Below are 14,877 nucleotides of genomic sequence, written 5' to 3'. Positions count from 1 at the left end.
TCTATGAATATTTTGTTACCTGCTCCGTAAGAATAAAAAACTATTCATACCTCAGCGCCTCCACCGGATTTCTTGTAGCTGCTTTCCAGCTTTGCAAGCTAACCGTAAGGAGTGCAATTCCTAACGCTAAAACTCCGGAAAGCGCAAAAATCCACCAGCTTAATTCGGTTTTGTAGGCGAAACTTTCGAGCCATTTGTTCATTACAAACCAAGCGACAGGAGTTGCAATTAAAAATGCGATTAAAACCCATTTCACAAAGTCGCGGTTTAGCATCGTCATTACTTCTGAAATTGTCGCTCCGTTCACTTTGCGGATACCGATTTCCTTGATCCGGCGCTGACAGGCAAACAGCGACATAGCCAAAATGCCCAGGCAACAAATCACGATGGCACACCCGGCAAACAGCGAGAAAGTGCGTCGGAACTGCAATTCCGATTGATACAAATTTTCGATAGCTTGATCAAGAAAACTGATTTCCACCGGAAATGAAGGAGACAACCCAGTGGCGCTTTTTTTGATGTCCTGAATGGTGTTGTTCAATGCCGAATAATCCGATGTCTGAAGGTTTAGCAGGCAGTAGGAGGCAAACGGTTCGTTACGGATGGCCAAGGGCAAAATAGGCTTATTAACGGGCTTGTAATGAAAATCTTTGATCACGCCAATGATTTCGCAAACGCTGCCGTTCATGCTGAAAAATTTAACCCCCAGTGGGTTTTGCAGTTTATTCTCGCGGGCAAAGCTTTCGTTTACCACCACTTTATCGGCATCGGTCGAAAGATCTTCGGAATAAAGGCGTCCTGAAATCAGCTGCAATCCCATTGTTTCGAAAAAACCGGCATCGGCTCCAAAGGTGTCGTAACTCAGTTGTTTGGGTTCGCCTGCAGCATCCATTTTGGTTTCCCAATACGAAAGTGGCTGGCCCGGATAATATTGCGAAAAGGAGATTTTTCCTACGGAAGGTTTTTCAAGAAGCATTTTCTTCAGAACATCCCTTTTGCCCATCAGTTCGGGAGTTAACCTGATTCCGATGACATTGTCCTGATTGATGCCTAGGTTACTGCTTCCGAAGTTAACCTGTTTCTGCACCAAAACCGTGAAAGCAATTAAAACGATGGCAATAGCAAATTGGGAAGTCACCAGAATTCCGCTTGAAATCGAATTTTTGGTGCGTAGTTCAACCGCCCGCCGAAGGTTGTCAATTGCGTCTGACGACGAAATACGAAGACCTGGAATGATGCTGAAAATTAAACTCAATGCCAGCGTTGATGCCACTGCGATGCCTAAAAATTCGGGCGAAGAAATCAGGTCAGTATTAAACTGAATTCCGGTGTAACTACAGATGTATGGCGTAAAAATGCGAATCAGCAAGATGGCAAAAAACAATGCGATCAGAAAAAACAGAAATGCTTCTGAAATAACCTGAAAAAGCAAGTTCGACCGGCTTGCCCCATTGACTTTCAGCACACCAGTTTGCCTGATTCGTTCGATCCATTGCGAAGCTGAAATATTGATGAAGTTGACCAGTGCTATAATGAGCACCAAAGCTGCTACCAGCAACAATACCATCACTTTTTTCTGATCGCCGAAATGCAGGTAATTGCCGCTAAACAAGGCAAATTGCGAAAAGTGAAGCTTTTTAATGGGCGTTAGTTGTGCCGCCGACTCTTTAGTGCGCATCTCATTTGGGAAAAGAGCTGCAATCTTTTTGGCCGTTTCGTCTGGTTTGGTTCCCTCTTTCAACAGAACAAAGGTTTGGAAAAGGCAGAATGGCCACACCTTAAACTCGGCCTCGTTGGGCATGACTACTTTTCGTGTGGCTATTGATGTCAATGCACTGAACGAAAGGCTTGAATTGGCCTTTGGATCTTCAATCACTGCCTTAACGGTAAGCTCGTTTTCGTTATTCAGTTTCAGGTTTTTTCCCACCGCAGTTTCTTTCCCGAAAAGCTTTTCCGACAAGCTTTGGGTGATCACCACTGTCATCGGTTCTTTCAGTGCCAGCTCCGGATTGCCTTCAACAACTTTGTAAGTAAAGAGTTTGAAAAAGTCTTCATCGGCAAAAATCAGATCCGACGTGATGGGATCTTTACCTGCAACCTGGAATACAGGCGCTTCCCAGGTTCCGGCAATGCGAACAGTCGATTCAACGCCCGGCACACTCAAATCGATATTGTCTTTCAGCACTCCGGGCGTATAAATTCGCGGTAGATTATTCACATCTGAATACAGAAAAACGCGCTTGCCGTTTTTGTGATAATTATCAGTAGTCAGTTCGCTATACGAATACACCGAAAGGGTAATTACCAATGCCAAACTAACCGCCAATCCTACAAGATTAATCAGGTTGGTTGCCGGTTTCCGGACGAAATTCCGATAGGTTGATTTGAAAATGTTTTGCATGGCTTGAATTTGTTTGGCGTTTGTTTTCCAAATAATTGAATGAACCTTTATTCACCGATGGACTCTGATTATTCTGGTTCAAAAAATCGCAATATCCATTTAACCAGATTAATCAAAGTTCCAAACCATTTTTATATCGAAAAAACAATTTTGCTTGCAACGTCTTTCCTGATAATTCCATCTTCCAGCCGAATGATGCGCTTGCCGTATTCGGCGAACTTTTCATTGTGGGTTACCTGGATGATGGTCATTCCCTCGTTATTCAGTTGCTGAAGGGTTTCCATGATCATTTCGCCCTGAACCGATTGCAGGTTCCCGGTGGGTTCATCGGCAAGCAAAAGCTTGGGTTTGCCAATGATAGCACGGGCAATGCCCACCAATTGCTGTTGTCCGCCCGAAAGTTGCTGCGGAAACAAATCTTTTTTGGCCACCATGTTAAAACGGTCGAGCAAATCGGCTACCATGGCCTGTCGGTCTTTACTTTTTACGCCTTTGTAAATCAGTGGAGTTTCGATGTTTTCATACACAGTCATTTCTTCAATCAGGTGGTATGCCTGAAAGATGAATCCCATAAAATTACGGTGATAATCAACCTTGGCTTTTTCCTTCAGGTCGAGAACCGATTTGTAGTACAACGAATATTCGCCGGCTGATGGGGCATCCAGCAGTCCGATAATATTTAGCAGCGTTGATTTTCCAGAGCCGCTGGGTCCCATAATACTCAGGAATTCACCTTCTTTTACTTCCAGATTAACGGCTTTCAGCACGAAAGTCCGTTGAAACTTCGAATCGTAATACTTGTCGATGTTGCTTAAATGTATCATATTGTGTGTTTTAATGTTGTCTGAATCTGGATTCGTCGGATTAAAGGATATTCAGGATTACGGTTAATGTTTACGGAATAATCGTTTTACTTCAAGGCTGGTCGAGCCAAAATTAATTAGCAGTCCTTTGTCAATCTGGTAAGCGGTAAGGTAATTCAGCGCTTGTGCCAAATGAATTTCTTCGAGTTTGATGATTGCTTTTAGTTCAACCATTACTTTGCCTTCCACAATAAAATCAGCCCTTCTTGTTCCTACATGAATACCTTCATAAAAGATTGGTAACTCTTGTTCCCGTGCAAATTCAATGTTGTTTCTTTCCAATTCTATAGCAAGGCAACGTTGATAGATTACTTCCTGAAAACCATTTCCTAGCGTATTGTGAACCTTCATTGCACATCCAATGATCTTGTATGTCAATTCATCGTCTATTTTCTTTTCCATATCTTCTTCAATCTTGTTAATCATTTCATCCTGTAAATCCTGATTCAGACTATTCGTGCCTCAGTGCTTCCACCGGGTTTTGGGTGGCTGCCTTCCAACTTTGCAGGGTAACCGTCGAAATTACAGTTACCAGCATAATTAGGCCTGATGCGAAATAAGTTAACCAGCCAATTTCAGTTTTATAGGCAAAGTCTTCGAGCCATTTATTGATCAGGAACATAGTCAGTGGAATAGCCAGAACCAACGAAACGGCCACCCAAACTAGGAAATCTTTGTTCATGTAGGCAAGTATGTCGGAAACTCTGGCGCCGTTTACTTTCCGGATTCCAATTTCCTTGGTGCGGTTCATGCTGATCTGGAATGCCTGTCCAAGAATTCCCATAAAAGTTAGGACCAGTGCAATAATCGAGGCAATTCCAATGGCTTTGCCCAGTCGTTCGTCTTTCTGATACATGGCATTAAATTGCTCATCGTAAAACGAAAAGTTCATGGGTTCGTCCGGAATAAAAGACTTCCAGGCTAGTTTAAGTTGATCCATTTGTTGGCCTAAATTACCGGGAGTTAGCCTGATTGAAATATCCCTAAGGTCGTCGTGCTTATCGTTAGCAGCTGCTATCAGGCAAGCCGGTTTTATCTTGGTGTGCATTGATTCGATGTGGAAATCGGCAGTTATGCCAACCACCTGAAAGCCACCATCACGGCCGTTCATAAACCGTTTCCCTTCAAAATCCGTCCATTCGTTTTGCTTCAGTGCTTCTTCATTCATGATACAGGCATTCCCCATGTCGCCAGTGAGAAATGTCCGGCCCGCCTTCATGGTAATACCCATGGTTTTAAAAAAGTCCTCGTCAACATAAAGGCTTTGATAGGTAATTGATTTGTCTGATTTTCCATCGCCCATGTATAGATGAACCGAACCGGGTACCCCTCGGCTTAACGATATACTTTCGCAAAGCGGTAATTCTTTTATCTTTTGCTTGAAGGCATCCTGACTTTTAAACCCAATAGGTAATTTGAGACGTAGTAATTGTTCTTTACTGAAACCCAAATCGGCATGTTTGGCATACAAGATTTGCTTGTTCAGCGAAAATACGATCGCCAACAAAACAATGGATGCAGCAAATTGTGTTAAAGTAAGTATGCGTCGACCGGTTTGGCGATTTCCACCAATTTTCATTTTTGTGAGAAACGAACTGGCATTGAAACGGGATAATATAGAGATTGGCGCCAGACTGTTAATCAGGATAATTACAGCGGTAATGAGTATTAATGCAGATAGTAGAGCAGGGCGTAACAGCCAACTTGCTTCCAGATTACGCTGGAAAAGCTGGTTGGCAAAGGGCAGAAAAATCAGGAACAGCACCAGTGAAATGGCAACCGAAATAAGAATACTTACCGAAACCTCGGCCAACGAAAAGCGCAGCAGGTTGTTGAAACTGGCACCATTGATCTTTTTTATTCCGATTTCCTTCAGTTTGGTGTATTGCAACGACACGTAAAAATTCAGGAAATTGATGATGGAAAGCACCAAAACTACCAGACCAACCGATAAAAAAATAAACAGCAGCGATAGGTTTCCGGAAAGATTTCCATTTCCGTTTATTGGTGCTGAAAGATAAATATCGGTCAATTTTTGAAGGGCAATTGCTTTTATTTCTGGATGATCTTTCGGAATGTCGGTAGTCATTTTTTTCGCCAGTTCAGCCAGCTCGGTTTGCGGCTGAAGTACCAGAAAATGGTTGATTGGATTCCAGCATCTGCCATCATTGCAACTTTGAGATAACAGAAAATCCGGATTTTCGGCGTTGATCAACACTTTGGCCTGAATGCTGGAACTTTTCGGGAAATCTTCGATAACACCGGTAATCTTGCCTTTGATGAAATCGAAAACAGTAATCGGTTTTCCCAATGGATCTTCGTTCGGGAATAAGATTTTAGCAAACGACCGGGTGATCAGGATTGCTTCCTTTCCTTCAAACGGAAGACTACCAACAGAAGAAATGGTTTTGACCGGGAAGACGTTGAAAAAATCGTTGGTCGTCGAAATCAACCCGGTAAAACGAGTGAAATTCATGCCGCTTTTAGCCGCAATTTCCACATCGCTTAACTGTTCGAGCGGACAGGCAAATCGAATTTCAGGATACTTTTCTTTAAACTGCTGATTCAGCACAATGTCCAGATTGCAATTATTTTCTTTCGGGTCGTAAACCCTGACGATGTTTTTAGACTCGGGAAAACTCTTATCCATCGAGAGTTCGTTGTACACAAACAGCGCAATAAAAATGCACACCGCAAAACCAACAGAAAAACCGGTTATGCTTAAAACACTGTACAACTTGTGTTTCTTCAAATTTCTGATTGCCAATTTAATGTTGTGCAAATTCATAGCTCCGACGCTTTTATTTATTTCTTAATTTATTCATACCTCAGTGCTTTCACCGGGTTACTCACCGCAATTTTTAGCACATGGTAGCTGATGGTTAACTGGGCAATTACAGCGATTAAGACGATTCCTATAATGAAAATCGTAATCGAAAGCGGCTCTTTATAGGTTCCTGGCATTGTTTTGTAGATGAAAACTGCAGCAGGACAGGCAACCAGAATGGCGCCTCCCAGCAAGGCAAATACTTCGAACGATAGTTGACGGTAAATAGTCGCTACCGAGCTGCCCAACACTTTGCGGACACCAATTTCTTTGGTTCGCCGTTTTATGGTGAAAAGCATCAGCCCAAACAACCCGATTGACGAAACAATGAGCGAAACGACGGCAAAAATCAGGAATAACTTTTCGAACGCTTTCCATAACAGAAACGCATTTTCGGTATATAAAATGACATTAAAATCTTTCACCTCGAAAGGTTCGTTGGGCACAACCGATTCGAGTTCGCTGCTGAAGATTTGTTTCGCTTTTTGACCGTTGCCCGGAGTGAACCTGGCAGTTACCATTTTGCTGCCAACCAGCATATTATCGTTCAGGAACATGATGTAATTCGGGATTGGGTTGTGAACCGAAAAGGCATGAAAATCTTTGACCACTCCAACGATTGAAAATGCTTTCCCATAAAGGAACAACTGTTTCCCAATCGGATCGGTATAACCAAATGCTTTCATGGCCGTTTCGTTGATGATACAATTCTGGTTATCGGCCGGATATTCAGGCGAAAAATTGCGCCCGTAAGCCATTTTCAGGTTATAGGTCGGGATAAAGTCATAGTTCACGTAATTGCGCGAAATCATTTCTTTCTGGTCGGGCATAGCACCTTCCCAGGTTACATAACCGCCAATATTCCCGTTAAACGGCATGGTTGACGACATCGAAACATCCACAATTTCAGGATGTTGTGCCATCCTGGCCTTAACTGTTTCGAACGAAACTTTATCTTTCACATTCATTTCGGCAAACACGATGCTTTTATTGTCGAACCCCAAATTTTTATTCAGGACGAACTGCACATGGTTATTCATGATCAGGCTAACGATAAGCATGAAAAGTGAAATGGCAAACTGGGTGGTTATTAAAAGTTTTTTTGTGCTGAATGTTTTTGCGCGGTCGCTGAAGAGTTTGCCTTTCAGCACCCTTACCGGATTGTACGACGAAAGTATCAGCGCTGGGTAAATTCCTGAAAGTATCCCTGCCAATAAGCTAGCCAGCAAAACGATAAGCAATAAATGACCTTGGAAGAAGACCGAAAAGTCCATGTTTTTATCCAGAATGTCGTTGAGTACCGGGAACGCCAATATAGCTGCCGCAATACCCAAAATCATCGCTACAAAAGTGACCAGCATGGTTTCGCCCAGAAACTGGACTGCAATGGCTTTTTTCGAGAAGCCTACCACTTTCTTGATTCCGATTTCGCAGGCACGTTGGGTAGAGTTGGCCAACGAAAGGTTCACATAGTTGACACACGACAAAACCAGCATCAGCACGGCTGCCAACGAAAGCATCGACAGGATAATATAATAGTCGGGCTGGCTGTTGGGCGACAAGTGCATTTTTGAAAGCGGGTGCAGGTAAGGGGTCGATTTTTCGAAGTCTTTTACATTTTTAAAAGCATCTTTGATTTTTGCATTGACCAAGTCGGAATTTGCGCCTTTTTTCAGGAGAATAAAATTGTCGTTGCTAATCGCCGTCCAATTGTCGCGGAACGACTTACTGTCGTTCATCGTTTCGTACGTACTCATCGAAATCAGGTACGAAGGCTTTAAACTCGAATTAGCAGGAAAGTCGTCAATAACAGCAGTAACCGTCAGAGGATACCGTTTGCCAATTACCACCTGCTTGCCTACGGCTCCACCTTCAGGGAACAGCTTTTTCTCCAACTTTTCAGTAATCACGATGGAATTGGGTTCGGTTAGCGCATTGGCTGTGTTCCCTTCTTTTATCCTAATAGTGAAAATGTCGAAAATGGAGTTCTCGCTCCAGTAGCCCAATTTCTCGTAAAGCTGGGCGCCATCGGGCAGGGTAAAAAACTGGCCGGAACCTTGATTCCCCGAAATTTCGCGCATCAGCAATACTTTTTCAACTTCGGGCAAATCGGTCAGCAAATGGTAACGCAAAGCCGATGGACTGTAGGTGCAGAAATTCGTTGGGTATGAATCTTCCTGTTTGGTCTGAACCCGGTAAATGTTATCGTAATTGGTGTTAAACGTGTCGTAATTGAACTCGTAACTCACCAGACTGGCAAAGAGAATAAACGTGCCAAACCCGAAAATCAGATTGGTCAGGTTTAAAAAGCTCGACATCTTGTTCTTCAGGATATTCCTGTAGATACTTCGTAGAAAATGTTTAATCATGGCTTTGAGTGTAAATTCTGTTTTCTGAATATGAACAAACCAGAAACTGTACCAGAATATTAAATTGCTTATAATCAGAATCTTTTATCATGACACATTTTTCACAATGTCAAATATTTTGACAGAATTTGTACATTTATTTGTCATCCTTTGTCTGAATCAGAATTCTCCGGATTTAAAGATTTTCAGGATTGATCCGCTCTCATTTATAATCGCAATCCCAAATTCCTTCCCTTCGGGGATGTTGACAGGGGCTATTATTCGTACCTCAGCGCCTCCACTGGATTCCGCGTAGCGGCTTTCCAGCTTTGCCACATAACAGTAACCACCGCAATGGTAATGGCTATAAGCAGGGCCAGCACAAAAGTCCAGATATTAAGCTGGATGCGGTTTGCATAGCTTAGCAACCAAAGGTTCATAATGTACCAGGTAGCCGGAATCGCAATCATAGCAGCGAACATTCCGGCAAAAACGAATGGTTTTACCAATCGTATGATGATCGATTTCTCGTCTTCGCCCAGGCATTTGCGAACACCAATTTCCTTGGTCTTTTGCTCGGCCAAAAACATGACAACCCCAAGCAAGCCCAGGCATAAAACAACCATAGAGAAGATCGAGAAAACCCCGACTAGTTTCTTCAAACTTGTTTCGCTTTCGTACAATTTGGCATATTGATCATCTACAAAGCCATAGTTCACTGGATAATCAGGCTCAATGGCCTGGCAAATACCGGTGATTGATTTTATCGTTTTGTCCATTTGGCTGGCGTCAATCTTTAAAATCAGGTAATTCGACGACCAGCTTTGAATTGGCTGAATGGCCATTGGCCTGCAGGTTTCCGACAACGAGTTGTATTCAATGTTATCTATAACCCCAACCACTTTGTAGTCGGTGCCATAGCCTTTCAGTATTTTTCCCGTGAAACTATTCCAGCCAATCGCATCGGCAAATGCTTTATTAATAACAATGCCTTTTTGGTCACTGCTGAAATAACTGCCTTCGATCAGTTTCGCGCCGAGAGTTTTAATCATGTCCTCGTCAGTTTCCCAATTGGTAACAAGCGGTTTGAACTCTGGATCTTTTCCCTCCCAGTTCCATCCTTCGCCGTTGTTGCCAATTGTTACCGGCAGAAAACTTGCGATTGTAGAGGAATAGACTCCTGAAGTTCGTTCTGCTTCTTCTTTTAATGCTTTTGCCTTTTCTTTAAGTTTTCCGTCAAGGCTGACATAGAGAAGCTGGTCTTTATTAAACCCGACATCCATGTTTTGGAGAAACATGGTTTGCTTCGAAATAATGAGCGTCGAAGCAAGCAGGATGATTGAAACCATGAAAATAGTAACCAGTAAAGAGTTTCGGAATATTCCTCTGCTTTTCACTGAATAGAAGCTGGAATTCAGTGTTTCGGTTATTTTGAACGACGACAGGAAAAATGCGGGATAACTTCCGGCTAGAAAAGTGGTAACCAAATAGGCCAAGACCAATATTGCCAATGGTTTTAATGTTAAAAGGCTCGAAAATGAGATTTGTTTGCCAATAAGCTGGTTGAAAATCGGAAGGCCTAAAACGGCAATAATTAGTGCCAGCGCCAGCGCCAAAAAACACAGGAAGGCCACCTCGGAGTAAACAAGTTTAATGATGTTGCCACGCGTTGCCCCGATTGATTTGCGCAGTCCGGTTTCCTTGGCTTGCTTGGTCGATTTGGCAGTGATCAGATTTATGAAATTGAGCACTGCGGCCAGTAATACCAATATTGCAATAAGACTGAAAATCCGGACATTGCGAATGTGTTGCTGTTCGTACAGGTATCCATTTTTGAAAAGATAGGCTCTCAGGTAATTGGTCGATTCAGGCATCTCTTTTTGTATCCGGCGGGTTATTGTTGTTGCAATTTTGTCAAACCCGGACGGCGATGTTAGTAAACCGAATGTTGTGAAACCGTTGTTGTACCAGGTGGTCAAAAAGTCGTCGCGATCATAAAACATTCTCAGGTTTTCGAGAGGAATCACAGCGTCGAACTGTATGGAAGAGTTTTGAGGAATGTCTTCAATCACGCCAACTACGGTCATGTCTTTCTGATTGTTGTAGCGAACGATTTTTCCTACCGGATTCGAATTCCCGAAATAGTTTGTTGCTGTGGTTCGGGTGAGCACAATCTGGTTTACTACCTCCGGATTTCCTTTCGTTCCATAGATAAAAGGAAGGCTGAAAATATCGAACAGCGAATTGTCGGAGAATGCCACACCCGTCATTTCTTTTCGGCCATCGGCAGTAAGCAGGCTTTTAAAGTAAGTAGGTATATAACGACACGAGTTTTCAACTTCAGGATATTCTGCTTTCAACGCTGGCCCTACGGCTGGTGGGCAACCGTTGAATTTCACCTCTTTTGTGCCTCCTTGGAGATAAGCGTGAACCACAAAAATCCGGTTGATTTTTTTGTGAAACTGGTCGTAACTGGTTTCGTCGTTTACCCAAAAAAATATGTAGAGTACACATATCAGTCCGGTTACCAGTCCGGCAATTCCAAACAATGTTGCCGCTTTGCTTTTTTTTAGTTTTCTGAGTGAAAGAGAAAGTGTTTTCATTTTTGCTGTTTAATTCTACTATACGTTCTGTCTTCTGTATTTGTAATTACTCATACCTCAGCGCATCGACCGGATTTCGCGTTGCTGCTTTCCAGCTTTGCCAACTCACCGTGAGTAAAGCAATTCCCAAAGCCAGCGCACCTGCAAGTGTAAAAATCCACCAGCTCAGGTTAGTCCTGTAAGCAAAGTTTTCGAGCCATACTTTCATCGCATACCAGGCTAACGGCATTGCTATGATGATGGAAACTAAAACCAGCTTCAAAAAATCTTGAGACAATGAAAACGTAAGCTTTACAACACTCGCTCCCATAATTTTCCGGACACCGATCTCCTTTTTCTTTTGTTCTGCGTTGTAGGCAGTCAGCCCAAACAAGCCTAAACACGAGATGAAGATTGCCATTAGAGTGAAGGAATTAATGATGCGCGACATGGTTTTCTCCGACTTATATTGGTTGTTAACCTCGTGGTCGAGAAATCGATATTCGAATGGAGTATTAGACAGATCTTTCTGCCATAAAGTTGTAATTTTCTTTAACAGCGGTTCATAATTGTTGCTGTTTACCGATACAATAAGGTGAGAAAGATCGCTTTCGTGAGGGTCATACGAGAGCATAAACGGTCTTACATCGTCGCGCAATGAGCTGTAGTTGAAGTCTTTCATAACTCCGACGATTTCGACATGAGACTCGGGTCCAGAGCCATAACGGGAGTACAACAAAGTGCCGGGAGCACCTTCAGGTTTTAGTCCCAGTCTCTTAACCATTGATTCGTTGACCAATACTTTACCCAGATCGTCCGATTTAAAATCCCGCCCGCTGATAAGATTGATGCCATTTGCTGTTACAAACGATTCGTCCGAAATTATCTCTTGCACGTTCACCGAAGTTGCGGCGTCGTCGCCTGCAAGGAAGACGCCATGATCGCGGGGAACAGCCTGACTGAGGTAATTGGTCGACTTGCTTATGGCATTCACCGCTGAAAGTTCTTTCAAATCACTGGCAAACGAATTCATCTGTTGTTTTGATTCGTCGGTATAAAAACTAAAGACAAGTGTTTGCCCCGGCTTAAATCCCAGATCTTTATTTTTTATATACTGAAGTTGCCGAAAGATCACAATGATTCCAACAATCAGGAAAACTGAGGTTGCAAACTGAAAAATAACAAGCGAACGTCGGATTCCTCCGGCAGAGACACGATTTGAAAAATTTCCTTTTATGACATTAATTGTTTGAAAATTCGACAGATAAAAGGCCGGATAGCTACCGGCAAGAAGACCTGTTACCACTGTAATTCCGGATAAAATCAACCAAAGAGTTGGGTTGTTCAGCAGTGATAAGTGGATATTTGTATTTGTAATTTGATTAAGATAAGGAAGCAGAATAAATAATAAAGGCAACGCAATGAGGATGCTCAGGGCCGAGAGTAAGAACGATTCGCCCATGAATTGCCTGATCAAATCTCTTTGGTTGGCTCCGGTTGCTTTCCTTACTCCAATTTCGGTGGCTCTTTTGGATGCCCTTGCCGTAGCCAGATTCATGAAATTAATACATGCAATTATCTGGATCAAAAGAGCAATCAGAAGCAGGATATTAAGAAATGAAGCACTTACAGGTACCGCGATATCTGCTTCGTAGCCCGAAGTGGTGTGAATGGAGTTTATAGGTTGGAGATGCAACTGCTTTTCCATTCCTCTCGCTTTTAAATCCTCTCGTCCGTATTTATCCAAAAAAGCAGGCAATTTTCTTTCGAAAGCTGCAGCATCGGTATTTGCATTGAGTTTGATGTAGGTGTATGTAAAATTCTGACTGGCCCAGGTATTGCTATGCCTCACAACATTCCCAATTCCTCCACTATTCATAGTGAAAAACATACGGGCAGGTATGTGTGTATTCCCCAAACTTTCATCAACCACCCCCGTAACTTTAAAATCGTGGTTGCCATAAGCATTATCAATCTCAATGGTCTTTCCGGTAGGATCTGTTTCCCCGAAAAGTTTTTCGGCCATCGGTTGCAGTAAAACAACCGAGTAGGGCTCTACCAATGCCGCCATCGGGTTCCCAAAAACGAAATGATAGGTAAAAACATTGAAAAAAGTAGAATCGACAAAAAAAGCATCTTTTTCGTATATCGATTTTTCCTGGTAATGCAGCAAATGCCGGCCCACATCAATTGTTGGAATGACCCGCGTGAACTGTTCTATTTCGGGAAAGTCTGATTTCAATGCAGGTGCAATTATTGGCGAGCAGGTGGCCATTTGATGCTTTTCGCCGGAAGCAATCAGGGTACTTGTAACGCGATAGATGTTTTTTGCCTTGGTATGATGCTTATCGTAACTATATTGGTTGGTAACAAACATCAGGATATAGAGGCAGCAGAGGGTGCCAACCGACAGACCGATGGCGTTGATCAAACTGTAAGTCCTGTTTTTCAGGAGAGTGCGAAAAGCAATCGTGAGATAGTTCTTTATCATTCCAATCTTTTTAGTTATCTGTTATAAGCTTTTTATTCAGGTCATTTAGACCCATTATTCATACCGCAACGCTTCAACCGGATTTCGCATGACCGTTTTTAAATTATGATCATAATTTAAAAATATAAATCACTGCTTCAGGCTAAATTTTACACCAGAACTTCGCCCATTTTGTTTTTCACTTCTTCGGTTATTACCTGTCCATCGAAGAGGTTAATCACGCGGTGAGCAAATTCAGAGTCGTGCATCGAGTGGGTTACCATTACGATGGTTGTTCCTTCACGATTCAATTCGGTGAGCAGGTTCATGACTTCCATACCATTTTTCGAGTCGAGATTACCGGTAGGCTCATCGGCCAAAATCAGCTTCGGATTGGCAACCACGGCGCGGGCAATGGCAACACGCTGCTGCTGTCCTCCGGATAACTGCTGCGGAAAATGTTTTTTACGGTGCCCAATTTGCATGCGATCGAGCACCTTCTCGACCATCTCTTTGCGCTCTTTAGCGCTCATTTTTAGGTAAATAAGCGGAAGCTCTACGTTTTCGTAAACATTGAGTTCGTCGATGAGGTTAAAACTCTGAAATACAAACCCGATGTTTCCCTTCCGGAGTAAAGTACGGTTGCGCTCTTTAAAAGCACCAACTTCCTGATTGTCGAAATAATACTCGCCTGTACTTGGGTTATCCAACAAGCCGATAATGTTGAGCAAGGTTGACTTGCCGCAGCCCGAAGGACCCATAATGGCTACAAATTCGCCCTTCTTTATATGAAGGTTCACGTTGTTCAACGCACTGGTTTCAATCTCCTCGGTGCGAAATACTTTGTTAAGGTTTACTGTACGTATCATGATGTAAAAATTGCTTAGGGCATGGGGCAAGGAGCATGGACTGCGCATTGCACTAGCCGCAATGGTTAATAAATCTTGCATGAAGCGGGGGAGCATGGGGCGTGGGTTGTTTTATCTCTTTGCTCCATGCTCCTTGCCCTTTGCGCTTATAATAGCGATTTTCTGAAATTGGTTATTTTTTTGCTCAATAATTCCAGATCGTTTAATATACGATCCAATTTTTCTTTATCGATGAACTTTCTTCTGTACGCTACATAAGAGATGTTTGCCGTTTCAAAAACAGACCTTCGGGCAATATTCAGGAAGTTGGCAAAATCTTTTGATGAAAAAGAACCGGAACCTTCCGCTATGTTATTTGAAATGCTTAACGATGAGCCCCTTAACTGTTCTGCAACCCGATAACTCTTCGCATCAGATAATGCATCCACCAAATCAAAAAGCTGATCATTCAGAGTAATTGATTCTTTCCAAATATCCAAATCCATAAATCTAAATTGAGCCATGAGTTTAAATTTTA

At 42.7% G+C, this 14,877-nt stretch carries 9 protein-coding genes; all 9 read right to left on the bottom strand.

Annotation, left to right across the window (positions count from 1 at the left end):
* Positions 1-40: 40 nt before the first annotated feature.
* Positions 41-2,401, bottom strand: a complete 2,361-nt coding sequence (locus AQPE_RS12065; protein WP_318346747.1) for an ABC transporter permease — start codon at positions 2,399-2,401, stop codon at positions 41-43.
* A gap of 131 nt (positions 2,402-2,532) precedes the next feature.
* Positions 2,533-3,225, bottom strand: coding sequence for an ABC transporter ATP-binding protein (locus tag AQPE_RS12060; protein WP_318346746.1), 693 nt, complete (start codon positions 3,223-3,225; stop codon positions 2,533-2,535).
* 63 nt (positions 3,226-3,288) lie between these two features.
* Positions 3,289-3,666, bottom strand: a complete 378-nt coding sequence (locus tag AQPE_RS12055) for a GxxExxY protein (RefSeq protein ID WP_318351313.1) — start codon at positions 3,664-3,666, stop codon at positions 3,289-3,291.
* Positions 3,667-3,715: 49 nt separating this feature from the next.
* Positions 3,716-6,052, bottom strand: coding sequence for an ABC transporter permease (locus tag AQPE_RS12050; protein ID WP_318351312.1), 2,337 nt, complete (start codon positions 6,050-6,052; stop codon positions 3,716-3,718).
* A gap of 29 nt (positions 6,053-6,081) precedes the next feature.
* Positions 6,082-8,460 carry an ABC transporter permease gene (locus AQPE_RS12045; RefSeq protein WP_318351311.1) on the bottom strand — a complete coding sequence of 793 codons (2,379 nt, stop codon included), beginning with the start codon at positions 8,458-8,460 and terminating at the stop codon, positions 6,082-6,084.
* Positions 8,461-8,717: 257 nt separating this feature from the next.
* Entirely contained in the window at positions 8,718-11,042 is a 2,325-nt protein-coding gene (locus AQPE_RS12040) for an ABC transporter permease (RefSeq protein ID WP_318351310.1), read from the bottom strand.
* 46 nt (positions 11,043-11,088) lie between these two features.
* On the bottom strand, positions 11,089-13,512 hold the full coding sequence (locus tag AQPE_RS12035) for an ABC transporter permease (RefSeq protein ID WP_318351309.1): 2,424 nt from the start codon (positions 13,510-13,512) through the stop codon (positions 11,089-11,091).
* Between the two features lie 149 nt (positions 13,513-13,661).
* Positions 13,662-14,360 carry an ABC transporter ATP-binding protein gene (locus tag AQPE_RS12030; protein ID WP_318351308.1) on the bottom strand — a complete coding sequence of 233 codons (699 nt, stop codon included), beginning with the start codon at positions 14,358-14,360 and terminating at the stop codon, positions 13,662-13,664.
* Positions 14,361-14,506: 146 nt separating this feature from the next.
* On the bottom strand, positions 14,507-14,863 hold the full coding sequence (locus tag AQPE_RS12025) for a four helix bundle protein (protein ID WP_318351307.1): 357 nt from the start codon (positions 14,861-14,863) through the stop codon (positions 14,507-14,509).
* Positions 14,864-14,877 lie beyond the last annotated feature (14 nt).

Source organism: Aquipluma nitroreducens (assembly GCF_009689585.1).
GTDB lineage: Bacteria > Bacteroidota > Bacteroidia > Bacteroidales > Prolixibacteraceae > Aquipluma > Aquipluma nitroreducens.
Note: the sequence above shows the minus strand (reverse complement) of the source record. Positions and strands in the feature narration are given on the sequence as shown.

What these genes read in the sequence shown, in the direction of transcription:
- AQPE_RS12030 (WP_318351308.1), bottom strand. Translation starts at nt 14,360, where the DNA reads ATGATACGTACAGTAAACCTTAACAAAGTATTTCGCACCGAGGAGATT.
- AQPE_RS12055 (WP_318351313.1), bottom strand. Translation starts at nt 3,666, where the DNA reads ATGGAAAAGAAAATAGACGATGAATTGACATACAAGATCATTGGATGT.
- AQPE_RS12025 (WP_318351307.1), bottom strand. Translation starts at nt 14,863, where the DNA reads ATGGCTCAATTTAGATTTATGGATTTGGATATTTGGAAAGAATCAATT.
- AQPE_RS12050 (WP_318351312.1), bottom strand. Translation starts at nt 6,052, where the DNA reads ATGAATTTGCACAACATTAAATTGGCAATCAGAAATTTGAAGAAACAC.
- AQPE_RS12060 (WP_318346746.1), bottom strand. Translation starts at nt 3,225, where the DNA reads ATGATACATTTAAGCAACATCGACAAGTATTACGATTCGAAGTTTCAA.
- AQPE_RS12065 (WP_318346747.1), bottom strand. Translation starts at nt 2,401, where the DNA reads ATGCAAAACATTTTCAAATCAACCTATCGGAATTTCGTCCGGAAACCG.
- AQPE_RS12040 (WP_318351310.1), bottom strand. Translation starts at nt 11,042, where the DNA reads ATGAAAACACTTTCTCTTTCACTCAGAAAACTAAAAAAAAGCAAAGCG.
- AQPE_RS12035 (WP_318351309.1), bottom strand. Translation starts at nt 13,512, where the DNA reads ATGATAAAGAACTATCTCACGATTGCTTTTCGCACTCTCCTGAAAAAC.
- AQPE_RS12045 (WP_318351311.1), bottom strand. Translation starts at nt 8,460, where the DNA reads ATGATTAAACATTTTCTACGAAGTATCTACAGGAATATCCTGAAGAAC.